The organism is Planktothrix sp. PCC 11201, assembly GCF_900009135.1.
GTDB lineage: Bacteria > Cyanobacteriota > Cyanobacteriia > Cyanobacteriales > Microcoleaceae > Planktothrix.
Genome location: NZ_LT797710.1, coordinates 546,348 through 561,852 on the forward strand (window position 1 = coordinate 546,348; position 15,505 = coordinate 561,852).

The following is a 15,505-nucleotide window of genomic DNA, read 5'->3' on the forward strand; positions in this document are numbered from 1 at the left end:
AATACTCAGAGGGTTAGGGTGAGCAGATATCGGGGTGGGGTCGGCTTTGAGTGGATCTCCATCACCCCCCCACGACTGGCCCCCATCGAGAGAAGTTCCGGTTTCATGAGGGCGGATGACTCCACTATAGGAGCCAGAACCCTTGAAACGATTGGAATTTTGCCAGAGTGGGGATAGGTTGATCACCAGAAAGCTAAACCTTAATTTAGATAGTTTTAATCTCACGTTATTTATACTACACTAATATTACACAAACGTCTAGTTTTTCAAGGAGAAAAAATTATGTATACCCTTCCTCGAACCTCAACAACCGATATGGAAGTCACCAGCATTCGCCTAGAACGGGATCTCAAAGAGAGATTAAAAGGACTAGCCAAGAACAAAGGCTATCAAGCATTGATTCGAGATATCCTTTGGAATTATGTCCAGCAAAAATCGGGAGATTATCGACCCTCCCTGACCAGAGAAGATATCCGCGCCCACATTTCCGCCATTGCCGAACAAGAGGAACGCTGCGTTTTAACAGGCAATATTATCCGACCCAAAGAAGCAATGTTTCTGGGACTAACGTTTCAAGGCGATATGGTTCCCCTGAGTGTGGAGAGTGTAGAAGGCCAGTAATCACCGAATCAGAGGTAAAGATTGCCTAGTCCCCCTAAATTAAAGAGGGGGATTTGGGGGTTTTTGGGTTAACTTGATCCCCCTATCTACCTCCTATACCTCTATTCCTTTAGAATACTTTTTTTTCACAACTGGATTTGAGTAGATTATTCTGGAAAAGTCGCTCTAAAAAGGCGAGGCTTTAAACCCAGATTTTTGGTACAAACTTTATGTCAGATCATCAAGGTCATATTTTAATTGTTGATGACACCCCCGATAACTTAAGACTGTTATCCAAAACTTTAAGTGAACAGGGGTATGAGGTTCAATGTGCTATTAATGGAAAACTAGCATTAATGGCCGTACAGCATCAACCACCGGATTTAATTTTATTAGATATTAAAATGCCAGAAATCGATGGGTATGAAGTTTGTGAACGCCTAAAAAGGCAGGAAGAAACGGCGGCAATCCCGGTGATTTTTTTAAGTGCCTTAGATGATGTTTTCGATAAAGTTAAAGCCTTTACTGTTGGGGGTGTGGATTATATTACTAAACCCTTTCAGATAGAAGAAGTTTTTGCTCGGATTGAAAATCAACTCACCATTCGCCGTTTACAACGACAATTACAAGATAAAAATTTAAAACTAGAACAATTAAATCAAGAGTTACAGCGTTCCAATCAAGAGTTAGAGGAATTTGCCTATGTCGTTTCCCATGATTTACAGCAGCCGCTACAAACAATTACTGGATTTGCAGAACTGTTATTAGCCCTAAAATCCGAAATCAATTTAGAGGAGGAAGCAGAGGAATATGTTAGCCCAATTTTAGAAGAAGGGATTCGGATGCAAGAACTGATCCAAAACTTACTCGAATACAGTCGAGTGGGAACCAAAAAACGTAACTTTGAACCGACAGACTGTCAGGAAATTTTGAGAAAATCCTTAGGTCATTTGCATAGTGCTATTGAAGAAAGTCGTGCTATCATTGCTTCTGAAACTCTACCGACTCTCAAGGGAGATCGGATTCAACTCGGACAGTTATTTCAGAATTTAATTGGGAATGGGATTAAATATCAACGGCCTAATATTCAGCCTAAAATCGTAATTTCTGTTCAAGAAAAACCTGAAGAATGGTTATTTAGGGTTGAAGATAATGGCATAGGCATCAAACCCGAAAACTTTGATCGGATTTTTCAAGTCTTTCAGCGTCTTCACACCCATCAAGATTATCCAGGTAGTGGGGTAGGATTAGCCATTTGTAAAAAAATAGTTGAACGTCATCAAGGGAAAATTTGGTTAGAATCAGAATGGGGAACTGGAACCACATTCTATTTTACATTACCAAAATTAGATCAAGGTAATTATGAAAAACTCTAAAGGGTCAGAAACACCAGGATTAAAACAGCAACTCGAAGCAGAAATTAAAGCGCGTCAGCAACTGGAAATAGCACTCCAAGAAAGCCAGTCCCATTGGCGAGACCTATTCCATTTATCTCCGATTGGTATGGTGGAAATTTCCTTAGAGGGGCGTTTTTTGGAGGTGAATTGTTCCTTTTGCGAGTTTGTTGGTTACTCTAAAGCTGAATTGATGGAGTTTAAATTTAATCAGGTTACCCATCCTGATGATCAAAAAATTAGTTTGGAATCGTTTAATCAGTTAATTACTCAAAAAATATCACAATTTCAACTCGAAAAACGTTATCAACATAAACAAGGACATTGGGTTTATGCGATTGTCAATGGTTATTTGCGTTTAGATGCCCAGGGAAAACCTTATTCTGTGATGAGTCAAATTCAGAATATTACCCAACGTAAATTAGCCGAAGAAGATATTAAAGAACGGGAAGAATATTTACGTTTAATTATAAATAATATTCCCCAGCAAGTGTTTTGGAAAGACACCAATTTAGTCTTTAGAGGGTGTAATACAAATTGGGCAGAAGCCGCTCAGTTAGAAAGTCCAGAATATGTGATGGGAAAAACCGATCATGATTTATTTTCTGATCCTAAAATTGGAGACTTTTTTCGCGCCCAAGATCGGCGAGTAATGGCATCTAAACAAGCGGAAATGCACTTAATTGCCCCCAAACAAAAACTTTCTGCTGATGGCCGACAATTATGGTTAGATATTAGTCGGATTCCTATGCAGGATTCTGATGGAAATGTGATTGGAATTTTGGGAGTAATTGAAGATATTACGGAACGAAAAGAAATTAATGAAAAGTTGAGATTAACGCAATTTTCTATTGAAAAATCAAGGGATTATTTCTTGTTTACAGATAGTAAGGCTCGTTTTTTTGATGTCAATGAAGCTGCTTGTAATGCTTTGGGATATTCCAGAGAAGAATTATTGAAAATGCGGGTTAAAGATATTGATGCTCAAGCCCTGGAGGATGCCTGGTCGATTTCTTGGGAGGAGTTAAAACAACAGGGTTCTTTTACCTTTGAATCTGTTCATTTAACCAAAACAGGTCAAGAAATTAGTGTGGAAATTACTTTGAGTTATTTAGAATATAATAATAAAGAATACGGTTGTGCAATTGTGCGGGATATTTGCGATCGCAAACAGGCTGAAATTGCCTTACAACAAGCAAAAGAAGCGGCGGAAACCGCAAATCGTGCCAAAAGTGAATTTCTCGCCCGCATGAGTCATGAATTGCGAACTCCGATGAATGCTATTTTAGGATTTACCCAACTAATAGAACGAGATTTAAAGCGAAATCCTAGGGTATTGTTAGCAGAACATCAAGAACATTTAGATATTATTGGTCGCAGTGGGGAACATCTGTTGAATTTAATTAATGATGTTTTAGAGATGTCTAAAATTGAAGCGGGACAAATTGTATTAAATCCCACTAAGTTTGATTTACCACGTCTCCTCGATTCGATTAAAGATATGTTAGCATTTAAAGCTAAATCTAAGGGTTTAGAGTTTAATATTATTTCTGATTTGGGTCTGGCTGAATATATTGAAACTGATGAAAGTAAATTACGACAGGTATTAATTAATTTATTAGGAAATTCGATTAAATTTACCGAAAAAGGCTTTATTACTTTAAAAGTTAAACCCTTAAATAATAAGATATCCCCAAATCAAATTTTAATTGGCTTTGAAATTGAAGATACTGGATCGGGAATTTCAGCAGAAGAATTAAAGTTACTATTCCAACCATTTATCCAAACTGAAACAGGCCGAAAATCTCAACAGGGAACTGGATTAGGTTTATCTATTAGTCAACAGTTTATCCAATTAATGGGGGGAGAAATAACCGTTAATAGTGAAGTGGGAAAAGGCACAATATTTCAATTTTATATTCAAGCTAGTTTAGCTATTTTTTCCGATATTTGTTCTCAAGAATTTACCAGACGAGTCATCGGTTTAGCTTCTAACCAACCTAGCTATCGGATTTTAGTAGTTGATGATAATTGGACAAATAGACAGTTAGTTATTAAGGTTTTAAAACCCTTGGGATTTCAATTAAAAGAAGCAGAAAATGGTCAAGAAGCCATTACAATTTGGGAAAATTGGCAACCAGATTTAATTTTTATGGATATGCGAATGCCGATTATGAATGGCTATGAAGCGACCCAAAGGATTAAACAGCATTTACAAGCAGGTCAATCTACAGTAATTATTGCCTTAAGTGCTAGTGCTTTGCAACAGGATCAATTAGTATTTTTATCGGCGGGCTGTGATGATTTTATTCCCAAACCTTTCCGAGTTGATTGGTTATTTGAAAAAATCTCTCAATATTTAGGAGTTAGTTTTATTTATGAAGAAAATTTAGAGGATTTAGAAACCTCCCCTTTAGAATTAAATCATCTGGCAGAATTAACTCCAGAAGTGTTAGAATTATTGGCAAAACCGATTGTTCAAGAGTTATATCAAGCTGGACTAAAACTTAATTCTCGGTTAGTGGCTGAAGCGATTAAAAAGATTCCACCTTCTCAGGAGTCGATTGGTAAATTGTTAACTCAATTAGCCGATGATTTTCGGTATGATGTGATTATTGATTTAACCAAAGCGATCGCTATTTTGGAAAATTAATAGGTTATCATACTAGATATAGCAAGTCTAAATCCGTTGTACAAATAGCTATAAATCCAAATAATCGTAGGGGCGAGGCGCGCCTCGCCCCTACACTAATCTTGGGGTTGTTTCTACTAAATGACATTCTTCAAGATAAAGTCTTGTCGCTTCTTTGAGATTAGCGATCGCTTCTTCTAGGGTTGCACCTTGGTCAACTGTTCCTACTTCTGGACACTCGGCTATGTACATATCATCTTCTCTATAAATTATGGCAGTTAAACTTTTAGTTTTCATCAATATTTTTAGGAAATGATTTTTATGTATTTAGCATATCCGACTGTATTTAGTTTTGCAAATCGATCTATCAACATCTTTGATCGCAATTCTGGGAAATAAAAGAGCGATCGCATTTCTGAAAAACTAGCACCAACTATCAACTGGGTTTTTCAATTAAAAAGTGCGATCGCTTGTGCCATCATTCGGGTTGACAAAAGCGACCTGTAACTCGTTCATATTCATCTTCTAGTAACCACATTTGGCTTTCTTCATAAGTCTCGCTGGTAAAAATAGTTTTATAGTTTTGTGCAGGATTTTGAATCGAAAATTTACCAGATTGTTCTTTAATTAACATCAAAATATAAGGGGGAGAAAGCCAAGGATCAACCCATATTTCCGCAAACTCCCATTCTATTTCTGACGTTTGACTAACCAGGATTGTTGTATTTTCAGGGTTTTGTTGTGTGTGGTTTGGTGCGAGGGATGACATGATATTTACCTGTGGTCTTTTTGATTTTTATTTCCCCATAATGCAATCGCAGTTCTAAAAAATCAAAGACCAATACTTGATAATTGATCTCAGTTATGCTATAATAATTCTAAGATGTTGATATTAATAAAGATAAAACAATTATTATTTTTATCTGACAATAATACTGCTAATCAAGGATTTGTTGAATGAATAATTAGAACTTGCTTTGTATATTTTTTCAACCTGGGAGGATTTATGATAATCGATCAAATCATGCAAGAACTCCAAGATATCCCGGAAGATAAACTAGCAGAAATTTATAACATGATTCAGGATTTTCGTTTAGGGTTAAATCCTGAAAAGTCCCAACCTCGTATCCCTGGACTCCTCACCGGAAAACTGGGGGACGCATTCTTTGAACCCCTACCCGAAGATGAACTCCAGCAATGGGAATAAGCTACCTCCTTGACACTCATATTCTCCTCTGGTGGCTTTTTAATGACCTCAAACTTAACAAAGAATGCCGAGATATCATTGGCCATCCGAACCATAACATTTTAGTTAGCAGTGTTTCCGCTTGGGAAATTGCTACCAAATACCGTATTGGGAAACTGCCTGAAGCTAAATTTCTGGTTGAGCATTATCAGGACATATTACACCAAGCCAAGTTCAACGAGCTTACCATCACGATCGCTCATGGTCTGAGAGCCGGAAACTTGCCTATTTTACACCGAGATCCGTTTGACCGGATGCTGATGGCTCAAGCTGAACTAGAAAAACTGCCTATTATCACTTACGATCAGGCTTTTCAGACGGGGTTAATTGAGGTAATTCCCTCTCCCAATTAAAAACTATGAGGGAAACCGAAGGAATTGGGTATTTTCGTTTTGATTTTTATTTCGCCATAATGGAGAGGAATTTTAGTTCCATCTAATTTTTTTTAGGATATACCCAATTTGTTCTGCAAAAAATAATCCCTTGTACAAATAGCTGTAAATCCAAATAATCGTAGGGGCGAGGCGCGCCTCGCCCCTACACAATTATTAAAGGAGATTCTTCAAGATAAAGTCTTGTAGCTTCTTTGAGATTAGCGATCGCTTCTTCTATGGTCGCGCCTTGGTCAACTGTTCCTACTTCTGGACACTCGGCTATGTACTTATTATCTTCTCTGTAAATTATGGCAGTTAAACTTTTAGTTTTCATCAATATTTTTAGGAAATGATGTTATGTATTTAGCATATCTGATAGTATCTAGTTTAGCAAATCGCTCTATCAATATCTTTGATCGCATTTCTGGGAAATAAAAGAGCGATCGCAGTTTTGGAAAACTAGCACCGACTATCAACTGGTTTCTCAATTAATTTCTTGTAATTCCTTGATTTCTCATCCACGTCGCTAAACGTTCTAGTTGCCGTCTAACAAATCTCTTAATTCCTGGTTTTTGGTTGATATATTCAGCAACACTAGGACTTAATTGATAGTACATTTCAACCAATTTATTTCCTATCCAATTAGTTAACAATTTTTTATCTCTAAAAGCACGAAATGTATCTAAGTCAGGGTGTATTGGAGTCGAATAAGCTGCCGTTGCAATGAAGCAACCTGATGATGATTTTTTCTCTAAAACTAGAGGAAACTTAGGCTTTCCATTTTCAAACTCATAACCACTTATGAATCCTAATGTGTCTCTAATATCTTGCAAAATAGGATCTTCTTCTTCTTTATAAGATTTTTTTTGAATTTCATCTAAAGAATATTGATTACCCTCTGCCTGGTTTGATTTTATTATTAAATCAACAGTCATTGGATAAAGCATATTGCCCTTTGGGTTGCGTATATCATTATACTCTTGTAATTCCTCTGCTGTAAAAATTTCTTCATATTCAGCCAATTTTCCTTCTATTTTCTTGAGTTGTAAAGCAAGATAGATTCTTGTCTTCTTATTTTGAGCAACACCCATTATCGATTTTAGAGCATCATACAACTCGAAAAGTCTTGCTACATAGAATTCTTTTAAATTACGAGGAGATGACCAAAAGTTGTATAGGCTACGAATAGCCTGCAAGGCATCAACATATTCTTGTTCACATTTATTGTCATCTCCTTGCTCAAGATAGTACAATCCTCTATCCATTGCTTTTTGAAATGCTGCTATAGCTTCGTCATAACTCCGATAAGACTTGTATGGCATAATGACTCCTTTTTTTTGGATTGATGTGTTAATCTTTATTAAAAATTTCTGTAGAATTGCTACTCAAACTCGTTGCTCACCAATTTCGTTATTTTCGTCAAGGTTGCAAAGCTACTTTCCTTATCCAGTCTGCTTTTTAACTATCCTTTTTGTCTCTCCAAAGGAATGAAAAAAATAAGGTGACTAATTGAGCAATAGTTCACCATAGATAAATGCTTCTGGGGTTAATTGTGCGAGTTATTGATTTTTCATTTCTTATTTCATTTTTTTCAGAGTTGTTGCGTAATAGTTGCCTTTACGCCATGCTTCCTCCTTAGATACTGCTCTGCCAGCGTGTTCATTCCCGACGTAAACATCACCAGTTTGATCATCCCAAACACATTCATATTCAGAACCAGTTGGTGTTTTAACTCGTTCGAGTTTTTGTTTTGCCATGTTTATTACTTACCCTAATAGTATTAAGTTCTTATTGGTGGTCATTATCTGACTTTAACTTTTATATTGCAACCCCGCAAAAATGGGATTTAGGGGGGTATTTATCAAGAGTTTAAAACTGAAAAAATAGGAAAATGTGGGATTTTGTGTTTAAAAAGGGGATAATGTGGGATAATAGAGCGATAAAGTAGATAAAACTACAACCCTATTTAACAGCTATGGAGATTCAAGAAGCCTTGAAGTGGACGGATGACCTGATTTTTGCTCAGACAGGAAAACATCTGGACTCACTGCAACGGGCTATTTTAGAGGGTGCATGGGAATGTAAAGGATATAAGGATATTGCCTCGGAATACCACTGTAGTCAGGATCACGTCAGAAAGTCGGCATCGGAATTATGGCAACTCCTCTCAGATATGTTGGGAGAGGATGTAAAAAAAAAGAATGTTCGGTCTCTTGTCGAAAATAGAATATTCTATTACTTTAATACGGGGGTGCAAATTGGTAATAACATAAATGTCTGTAGCGATTTATATAATAATCCCAAAACCACAAAAGAACGATCACACTCTTCTAACAAAGAATCTCAACCCCGCCACGACCTCAGCGAAGCCCCAGAATACGATAATCGCTTCTACGATCGCACCGACGAACTCACTACCCTCAAACAATGGATACTCACAGAAAATAGCCGTATTGTTACTATCACCGGATTATCGGGTATGGGTAAAACCACCCTGGCGAGACAACTGGTAGAACAAATCAGAGATAACTTTGATTGCATCCTGTGGCGAACTCATCGCAAATTTCCTACCCTCAACGCCCTCAAAGCCAACCTGATCGAGTTTTTCTCCCCAACTCACAAGAGCGAAAATCCATCAATTATCAACTATTTACAGTCCCGCCATTCCATCCTAGATGATTTGCGATCGCACCGTTGCTTAATCATCCTCGACGACTTCCAAGACACCTTAACCCCCCGTCAATTCGTCGGAAATTATCTTCCAGAATATGAAAACTATGGTAAACTGTTAACCGAAATTGGCAGATCTCCCCACAATAGTTGTCTGCTCCTGCTCAGTTGGGAACAACCCATCGAAATCGCCAACTTAGAAACCGAAAACCGCTATTGTAAAACCCTACAACTTCAAGGTTTAGGCGAATCAGCTACCCAACTCCTAGGGGATAGAAAACTCAAAGATCAACACAAATGGCCCGAACTGATTCAACTTTATAGTGGCAACCCCCTCTGGTTAAATATTATTGCTTCTACGATAAAAGATTTATTTAATGACAGTGTTGAGCAATTTTTATCCTATAAAAGTATATTTTTAGGAGACTTAGAACCTCTGATTAAACAACATTATCAACGGTTATCCGAATCTGAACAACTTCTGATGTTGTGGTTAGCAAACCAAGATAAAACAGTAGATATTTTGAGTAAACCGACAGAACTTTCATCTGATAACGATTTTTTCAGGGCGATACAATCTTTGAAAAAACGGGGTTTAATTCAACAAGCGAGGAATAATAAAGAATCTTACTTGAGTCTTCAACCTGTGATTAAAGAATATATGAAAAGTCAATCTCAGTGAGTGTTAAAGCACAACAACAACGGTGGCTATATATTGAATTGCCAAACGAAGATTTGATGATCTTTTCCACAACAAATAAACCGTTGATTATCGGGACTAAAAATGATAGGAGGATACCCTTCTAAACGACTTGATAAAATTCCTAAATGCTGCGGTTGACTAATATCCCAAAGATAAATTGTTCCATCACCACTACTACTCGCTAACCATTTACCATCGGGACTCACCGCAACAGATGAAACCAAATCTGAGTGTTCGGTGAGGGTTTTAATTAATTCTCCGGTGTGTAAATTCCATAATTTGACGGTATGATCGGCACTTCCACTAACTAATAAAGGTTGAGTCGGACTAACAACAATTGAACAAACTTGATCTAAATGTCCGGTTAGGGTTTGTAGACTTTTTAAGTGACTCAATTGCCAAATTTTAATCGTACTATCTCTACTTGCACTGACAAATAAACTATGATTATGACAACTATTGGTTGGTACAGATAAGCATTGATTGTGAACCGAATTATCAATAAATTGCACCGATAAAACAGCGTCTAAATGTTCAGAGTAACGATAGAGTAATTCGCCGTTTCTTTGATTCCAAAGTTTAATACTATGGTCTTCACTACCACTAGCAATAATACAACCATCGGGACTATAAGCAACGCCATAAACAGCGCCACAACGATGACTATAGGGGGAACCGGAATGGCTAAAAAATCGGTCGGCGATCGCTCTTTTATCCAAATTCCATGAAATTAAAGTTCGGTCTAAACTCCCACTAACTAATTTACGACCGTTGGGACTAATGGCAACGGAAGTAATGGCGGCTTCGTGACCAATTAAGCGATGCAATAATTGTCCGGTTTTTAAATTCCATATTATTAAGGTTTTGTCCTGACTTCCACTAACTAAAATATATCCATTAGGGCTAATTGCTAAGGCTTTAACGGTGTCTTTATGACCGGATAGAGTGTTAATATATTCTGGGAAAATATCAGGTAATTGGGATTTTGATTGAGTTTGAGAGATGAATTTTTTTGACTGTAATAAGGGCAGATTTAGAGTGGCGATTAAACTAGAATTTTGTTCTAACAATAAAGAATTATGGGATAATAAGGGTATGGGATCAGCCTTAAAAAACAGATGATTTTGAGAAAATAAATTAGAAGTAACCGCTTGTAACTCAGTGGCTATAATAATGTTTAAAGGTGACGGTGGCGGGATAGGAATATTAACCGCAGGTGGAATTAGGGGTTGTGGTGCTAAATCCTGTAAAACTTCTTCAACGGTTTGATAACGTTCTTTGACTAAATCCTTGAGTAATTTATCTAATATTTGGGTTAATTTTTGACTCAGGATTTTATTAATATTTTTGAGATGTGATCGCCAAATCAATTCACCTGTAAATGGATCAAATAATTGATTAGGGGGAATTTGAGTGAGTAAATGAATACAAGTCATTCCTAAACTATATAAATCACTGGCGGGATAGGCTTTTCCTCCTCTTATTTGTTCTAAAGGTGCATAACCAATGGTTCCAGCTAAGGTTCCTGTTTGGGCTTGAACTAAATTGAGGCTGTGTTTGGCAATGCCAAAGTCTACTAAAACCAATTTTTTATCGGTTTTTCTTCTAATAATATTATCTGGTTTTATATCTCGATGAATGATATGATGTTGATGAATAAATTGTAAAATCAGTAAAATATCTTCTAAAAGTTTAATGATTTTATTTTCACTAAAAGCCCCGGTTTCATTTAATTCTTGAAGTAAATTTTCTCCGGGAACCCATTCTTCAATTAAATAGAGGTGTTGTTCTTGTTCAAAATAGGCATATAAGCAGGGAATTTGAGAATGAGTGCCTAATTCTTGCAGACGTAATGCTTCTTGATTAAAGTGTTCAATTGCTTGTTTAACTAAAGAAATTTTATGAGATTGGGCAGAGAATTGTTTAATAATACAGGGGGTATTTAACCTATCTAAATCAACAGCTAAAAATGTGCGACTCATGCCGCCGCCTCCGATTTCCTCTACAGGACGATAACGCTCTTTTAAGAGTAAAGTTGTGCCACAGGTTTGACAAACCGTTATCCTCGATGGGTTTTGAGGATTCCGACAATAAGGATTTAAACAATAACTCATCGGATTTGGTATAGATACCGATAGTTTTAGGGTATTACATTAGAATAACTTAACAAATTAAAATCAATCCCAATCTTAATAATAATTTAGTTTTTGGGTTAAGCAAGCTAATGTAAATCCGCCTCCCAAATCCCAATATAAATTCGATCATATTGATCTCGTTGAATAATTCCTTTGAGTGAATCAACAGCAAAAGAATAATCTTTAGATTGACGGTTATAAACGCTTTTCAAACCTAATTCCAAGGTAGAATTTAAGCGACAACCGGACATACTATTGAGAGTAATTAAAATAGTTTTTAAATCAACTTCTTGAGAAAAAGCTGCTTCTGTTTGTCGCAATTTACGCGATTTTTTGTCAAACAAAAAACCCAGACTAACACGGTTAGGAATTAAATGATAAAAAACAGCTTGGGTATTCGGCCAATACCCAGTTTCTATTTTTGCGGGAGTCCCAAACATCTGAAAGATTTGATTTTGATCAATACCCGGTCTAAACCCAGGAATTCCGTAGCCAGAAGGAAGTTCACTGCATTGGTCAAGGTCTATGTTCGGAGGTTGTATAGGAGTAATTTTAGGGATAGAAAAATCGGGAATAATCGTAGCTACAATCTGTTGATTTTCTTGCGAAGCAAAACCGACTGTGGATGGATGAAAACTTTCTGGAGTGAAAACAATAGGTAATAAACCTATTAAAAACAATTTAAGAATAATAGTTGACCTCCGGCTAGATAATTTTTTAATTTAAAACACTGATTTGATTGGAGTCAGTAATAATAATTTTATCAATTTTATTAGATTCTTGTTCTGGAATAACTCCTCTAATTACAATAGTTTTATTTTGTAAATTTAACCCACTTCCTGCATTGGGAATCTGATTCAAAATTTTAGGATTCAGAAAAACATAATAAATCTTTTGATCTTTGGTTTGTAAGGTTAATCGAGTCATTTGATTTTCTACTCTGGTTAAACCATTAACAATTCCTCTAATCTGATTAGATTTTGTTGTCAAAGACTCTGAAATAGTAGAAGTTGCTGGAGAACAAAAAAAGTTAACCGGATTTTGAGTAAAATCCGCACATTTTAATACTTCTTCTGCTCTCTGACTAATTTGGATAAAGTAGGAAAAATCCGGTTCTTCATCAACACCATAATTCGCTTTTTTTTTGATATTTGTAGGAGCATTAACTAACGCTTGAGTAATAGCTTTTTGGTCATTATTTGACAAATTAGGAGAAAGATATACCCCTGACCCTGGAATATTTCTACTAATCTGAATTACCCTAAAATTAGGATCATTTTTAACCGCTTCATAGGATGCCGCACCGACATCCGCTTTCCCGGTTTTAACTAATTCTTGAATCACTTCCCCCCTATGTCCCATGGTTACCCGTAGAGATTTACCAAATAAATCATAACTAGGCATATAAAAACTAGAAGCAGAGTTAAAATCTCCCAAAGCAATAACGGTGGTATTTTGAAAATCAGAAATAGACTGAATTGGACTATTTTTTTCAACAAATAATGCCGATTGATAATAGGGTGAAGACTGGGGAAACATTCGCGCTACCCAGACATATCCATTATCTTTAGCAGCCACAGAAATCATCGGGGAAAGGGTAAAAGCAATATCCCATTTTTGAGTGGCAAGTTTGTTTTTTACCTCTTGATAAGATTCCCTGAGTTTACTATCAATATTAATAGTAATTTGATCACCAAACTGTTGTTTTAAATATTCAACTAATGGGGTATAATCATCTGATTTTCCTAAAATTCCAATGGTTAGAGAATTTGTCTCTAAACGGTTTATTGGTTTTTTAGCTTCCGAAATAACCCCTGGAATTAAACCAGTTTTGGGATTGACAAAAAGATAAACCATAATGCCAAATAAAGATAAACTCAAGATGGCACTTATGGTTAAAATAAAAGCCTGGTTAGTTTTAGGAGAACTCATTTTTTTATTCTTGCGAGGATTGTTTTTCAATTACCGCTTGGCGAAATCCTAAAACCAGTAAAATATTAGCTAAGGTTAAAAAGACTTCCGCCCCGCCATGCAACCAATCAATATTAGCTAAAGATTCCCCATAGGCAACTTTAGCGTAAATTCCCGCTGGAATTGTTACCGCTACAAATACTAATGTTCCATAGAATCCAATTAAAGCTAAACGGGGCATTTGTCCAGAACGGGTTAAAAACCACAAAAACCCTAAATAGGGAAATAGAGAAATCGCAAATAAAGTATCTTTTGAAAACATTGTTTTTTAAAAGTTAGAGGGAATCAAATGTTGTGTAGAATCAAGCTAAATACCTTAATTTTTAACGGAATTTGCATTCCGCCAAATCCACCAAGCCGCCAGACAAAGGGTCGTATTTCCTACCACAGTCATCGCTGCTTGTAAGGTAACTAACCATTCTAAGGAGGCAGGATTATCAAAATAATGCCAGGTACAGGCACACATGGCGCTGACCAAAGATGGTAACATAGCGAAGGAAAGACCCCACCAAGCTCGATTTTGAGTCACTTCTCCATAAATCCAGATGAACCAAATCGCAACAATCCACTCAATCACACTTGAAATATGAATTACCCAGGTCGGAATCGATAAAGCGTGCATAATTTAACAATCGATAACAGAAAGTTCATTAATATTTTGGTCTGATATTTATGTTAATTTAATTAGCGTACAATCTAATATTAATATTGGTAACTGGAGAAACGGGAGGCCATGCAACGGGTAATTTGTAGTGGATATTATGGAAAGGGGAATGGGGGGGATGAGGCTTTGTTAGCGTCGCTATTACAAATGCTACCGCCTACGGTTGAACCAATTATCTTGTCGGGAAACCCTAGCCAAACCCAAAACCATTATCAGGTGGAAGCCTGCGACCGCATGAATGGGATGGAAGTTCTCAACGCCCTGCGCCGCGCCGATGCTTTGATTTGGGGTGGGGGTAGCCTAATCCAAGATGTGACCAGTGCCATCAGTCCTTTTTATTATGGTGGATTGATGGGATTAGCGCAACGGATGGGACTCACAACCATCGCCTGGGCGCAAGGTATTGGCCCCTTGAACCGTTCTGTTTCTCGATGGCTGGCAAAAAAAACCTTTTCCGGCTGTAGTGCTGTGAGCGTGCGGGACGTGGGTTCTGCGAGGTTATTATCCAACTGGAATATTCCCTTTTCTCTGGCCCCTGATCCGGTTTGGGCCTTGGAATCTCGACCCGTAGCCGGGTTGTGGAATTTACCCGCCCCCCGAGTTGCCCTAACTTTGCGACCTCACGCCCAATTGACCCCCGAACGGTTATCATTAATTGCCAGAGCCTTAGTCTCGTTTCAAAAAGCCACCCAAACCTTTATTTTATTAATTCCGTTTCAACCCATTCAGGATTTAGCGATCGCCGAAACTTTACATCAAGCCCTACCCGAAAATAGTCAAGTCCTGCTCTTAGAAGATCCGCGACAATTAAAAGGAGTCTTTCGAGGGGTAGAATTTTTGATTGGAATGCGATTTCATAGTTTAATTATGGCAGCAACAGAACAATGTCGCTGTTTTGCCTTGAGTTATGATCCTAAAGTTAGCCGTTTAATGGAAGAATTAGAATTACCCGGATGGGAAATTGATCAACTCCCAGAAGATCCTAACTTAATTAGTAAAATCTGGATTGATTGTTATGCGAATAATCAACCCTTTTCCCAGGGAAAAATCGAGTTTTTTGTAGATCGGGCAAAAGTTCATAAAGAACTACTCTACTCCCAATTTCACTAAATCCTA

General features: G+C 37.1%; 17 protein-coding genes. 7 read left to right on the plus strand and 10 right to left on the minus strand.

What is annotated here, in order from left to right:
* The first annotated feature begins 282 nt into the window (after nucleotides 1-282).
* From PL11201_RS21750 to PL11201_RS21760, 3 genes are all read left to right on the plus strand, one after another.
* Complete coding sequence (locus PL11201_RS21750) at nucleotides 283-621, plus strand: ribbon-helix-helix domain-containing protein (protein ID WP_079680927.1); 339 nt, start codon at nucleotides 283-285, stop codon at nucleotides 619-621.
* Between the two features lie 209 nt (nucleotides 622-830).
* A complete protein-coding gene (locus PL11201_RS21755) occupies nucleotides 831-1,976 on the plus strand; it encodes a response regulator (protein WP_079680928.1) in 1,146 nt (381 codons plus the stop codon).
* Nucleotides 1,963-4,647: a PAS domain S-box protein gene (locus PL11201_RS21760; protein WP_079680929.1), complete on the plus strand. Its 2,685-nt coding sequence runs from the start codon at nucleotides 1,963-1,965 to the stop codon at nucleotides 4,645-4,647. Before PL11201_RS21755 ends, PL11201_RS21760 begins: the two co-directional genes overlap by 14 nt.
* Before the next feature lie 90 nt (nucleotides 4,648-4,737).
* Here PL11201_RS21760 and PL11201_RS21765 read toward each other — a convergent pair whose 3' ends face one another.
* Both PL11201_RS21765 and PL11201_RS21770 read right to left on the minus strand, forming a co-directional pair.
* On the minus strand, nucleotides 4,738-4,923 hold the full coding sequence (locus PL11201_RS21765; protein WP_079680930.1) for a type II toxin-antitoxin system HicB family antitoxin: 186 nt from the start codon (nucleotides 4,921-4,923) through the stop codon (nucleotides 4,738-4,740).
* A 181-nt stretch (nucleotides 4,924-5,104) separates the two neighbouring features.
* Nucleotides 5,105-5,395, minus strand: coding sequence for a hypothetical protein (locus tag PL11201_RS21770; protein WP_079680931.1), 291 nt, complete (start codon nucleotides 5,393-5,395; stop codon nucleotides 5,105-5,107).
* A 237-nt stretch (nucleotides 5,396-5,632) separates the two neighbouring features.
* On the opposite strand from PL11201_RS21770, the gene PL11201_RS21775 reads away from it, so the two are divergent.
* Together PL11201_RS21775 and PL11201_RS21780 are read left to right on the plus strand one after the other, a co-directional pair.
* Nucleotides 5,633-5,833 (plus strand): hypothetical protein, encoded by a 201-nt coding sequence (locus PL11201_RS21775; protein ID WP_079680932.1) that lies wholly within the window; start codon nucleotides 5,633-5,635, stop codon nucleotides 5,831-5,833.
* Nucleotides 5,824-6,225 (plus strand): type II toxin-antitoxin system VapC family toxin, encoded by a 402-nt coding sequence (locus PL11201_RS21780; RefSeq protein ID WP_079680933.1) that lies wholly within the window; start codon nucleotides 5,824-5,826, stop codon nucleotides 6,223-6,225. The genes PL11201_RS21775 and PL11201_RS21780 overlap by 10 nt, the downstream gene beginning before the upstream one ends.
* A 184-nt stretch (nucleotides 6,226-6,409) precedes the next feature.
* Here PL11201_RS21780 and PL11201_RS26245 read toward each other — a convergent pair whose 3' ends face one another.
* From PL11201_RS26245 to PL11201_RS21790, 3 genes are all read right to left on the minus strand, one after another.
* A complete protein-coding gene (locus PL11201_RS26245) occupies nucleotides 6,410-6,580 on the minus strand; it encodes a type II toxin-antitoxin system HicB family antitoxin (RefSeq protein WP_144017849.1) in 171 nt (56 codons plus the stop codon).
* 154 nt (nucleotides 6,581-6,734) lie between these two features.
* On the minus strand, nucleotides 6,735-7,568 hold the full coding sequence (locus tag PL11201_RS21785; protein ID WP_079680934.1) for a CFI-box-CTERM domain-containing protein: 834 nt from the start codon (nucleotides 7,566-7,568) through the stop codon (nucleotides 6,735-6,737).
* 255 nt (nucleotides 7,569-7,823) lie between these two features.
* Entirely contained in the window at nucleotides 7,824-8,003 is a 180-nt protein-coding gene (locus tag PL11201_RS21790) for a hypothetical protein (RefSeq protein WP_079680935.1), read from the minus strand.
* 218 nt (nucleotides 8,004-8,221) lie between these two features.
* Between PL11201_RS21790 and PL11201_RS21795 the strand changes: the two genes are divergently transcribed.
* The gene (locus PL11201_RS21795; RefSeq protein ID WP_079680936.1) at nucleotides 8,222-9,598 is read left to right on the plus strand and encodes an NB-ARC domain-containing protein; all 1,377 of its coding nucleotides are present in this window, start codon (nucleotides 8,222-8,224) and stop codon (nucleotides 9,596-9,598) included.
* A gap of 26 nt (nucleotides 9,599-9,624) precedes the next feature.
* On the opposite strand, the gene PL11201_RS21800 is transcribed toward PL11201_RS21795, so the two are convergent.
* The 5 genes from PL11201_RS21800 to PL11201_RS21820 form a co-directional block, all read right to left on the minus strand.
* A complete protein-coding gene (locus PL11201_RS21800) occupies nucleotides 9,625-11,733 on the minus strand; it encodes a serine/threonine-protein kinase (protein ID WP_079680937.1) in 2,109 nt (702 codons plus the stop codon).
* Nucleotides 11,734-11,840: 107 nt separating this feature from the next.
* Nucleotides 11,841-12,434 (minus strand): hypothetical protein, encoded by a 594-nt coding sequence (locus tag PL11201_RS21805; RefSeq protein ID WP_234996797.1) that lies wholly within the window; start codon nucleotides 12,432-12,434, stop codon nucleotides 11,841-11,843.
* A 37-nt stretch (nucleotides 12,435-12,471) separates the two neighbouring features.
* Nucleotides 12,472-13,686 carry a phosphate/phosphite/phosphonate ABC transporter substrate-binding protein gene (locus tag PL11201_RS21810; protein ID WP_079680938.1) on the minus strand — a complete coding sequence of 405 codons (1,215 nt, stop codon included), beginning with the start codon at nucleotides 13,684-13,686 and terminating at the stop codon, nucleotides 12,472-12,474.
* 4 nt (nucleotides 13,687-13,690) lie between these two features.
* Nucleotides 13,691-13,987: a DUF3593 domain-containing protein gene (locus PL11201_RS21815; RefSeq protein ID WP_079680939.1), complete on the minus strand. Its 297-nt coding sequence runs from the start codon at nucleotides 13,985-13,987 to the stop codon at nucleotides 13,691-13,693.
* Between the two features lie 54 nt (nucleotides 13,988-14,041).
* Nucleotides 14,042-14,347 (minus strand): DUF2499 domain-containing protein, encoded by a 306-nt coding sequence (locus PL11201_RS21820; RefSeq protein ID WP_079680940.1) that lies wholly within the window; start codon nucleotides 14,345-14,347, stop codon nucleotides 14,042-14,044.
* Between the two features lie 111 nt (nucleotides 14,348-14,458).
* Between PL11201_RS21820 and csaB the strand changes: the two genes are divergently transcribed.
* Nucleotides 14,459-15,499 (plus strand): polysaccharide pyruvyl transferase CsaB, encoded by a 1,041-nt coding sequence (gene csaB, locus PL11201_RS21825; RefSeq protein WP_079680941.1) that lies wholly within the window; start codon nucleotides 14,459-14,461, stop codon nucleotides 15,497-15,499.
* Nucleotides 15,500-15,505 lie beyond the last annotated feature (6 nt).

Coding starts and splice junctions, on each gene's coding strand:
- PL11201_RS21820 (WP_079680940.1), bottom strand. CDS start 14,347: ATGCACGCTTTATCGATTCCGACCTGGGTAATTCATATTTCAAGTGTG.
- PL11201_RS21800 (WP_079680937.1), bottom strand. CDS start 11,733: ATGAGTTATTGTTTAAATCCTTATTGTCGGAATCCTCAAAACCCATCG.
- PL11201_RS21785 (WP_079680934.1), bottom strand. CDS start 7,568: ATGCCATACAAGTCTTATCGGAGTTATGACGAAGCTATAGCAGCATTT.
- PL11201_RS21795 (WP_079680936.1), top strand. CDS start 8,222: ATGGAGATTCAAGAAGCCTTGAAGTGGACGGATGACCTGATTTTTGCT.
- PL11201_RS21750 (WP_079680927.1), top strand. CDS start 283: ATGTATACCCTTCCTCGAACCTCAACAACCGATATGGAAGTCACCAGC.
- PL11201_RS21765 (WP_079680930.1), bottom strand. CDS start 4,923: ATGAAAACTAAAAGTTTAACTGCCATAATTTATAGAGAAGATGATATG.
- PL11201_RS21810 (WP_079680938.1), bottom strand. CDS start 13,686: ATGAGTTCTCCTAAAACTAACCAGGCTTTTATTTTAACCATAAGTGCC.
- PL11201_RS26245 (WP_144017849.1), bottom strand. CDS start 6,580: ATGAAAACTAAAAGTTTAACTGCCATAATTTACAGAGAAGATAATAAG.
- csaB (WP_079680941.1), top strand. CDS start 14,459: ATGCAACGGGTAATTTGTAGTGGATATTATGGAAAGGGGAATGGGGGG.
- PL11201_RS21770 (WP_079680931.1), bottom strand. CDS start 5,395: ATGTCATCCCTCGCACCAAACCACACACAACAAAACCCTGAAAATACA.
- PL11201_RS21760 (WP_079680929.1), top strand. CDS start 1,963: ATGAAAAACTCTAAAGGGTCAGAAACACCAGGATTAAAACAGCAACTC.
- PL11201_RS21780 (WP_079680933.1), top strand. CDS start 5,824: ATGGGAATAAGCTACCTCCTTGACACTCATATTCTCCTCTGGTGGCTT.
- PL11201_RS21775 (WP_079680932.1), top strand. CDS start 5,633: ATGATAATCGATCAAATCATGCAAGAACTCCAAGATATCCCGGAAGAT.
- PL11201_RS21790 (WP_079680935.1), bottom strand. CDS start 8,003: ATGGCAAAACAAAAACTCGAACGAGTTAAAACACCAACTGGTTCTGAA.
- PL11201_RS21815 (WP_079680939.1), bottom strand. CDS start 13,987: ATGTTTTCAAAAGATACTTTATTTGCGATTTCTCTATTTCCCTATTTA.
- PL11201_RS21755 (WP_079680928.1), top strand. CDS start 831: ATGTCAGATCATCAAGGTCATATTTTAATTGTTGATGACACCCCCGAT.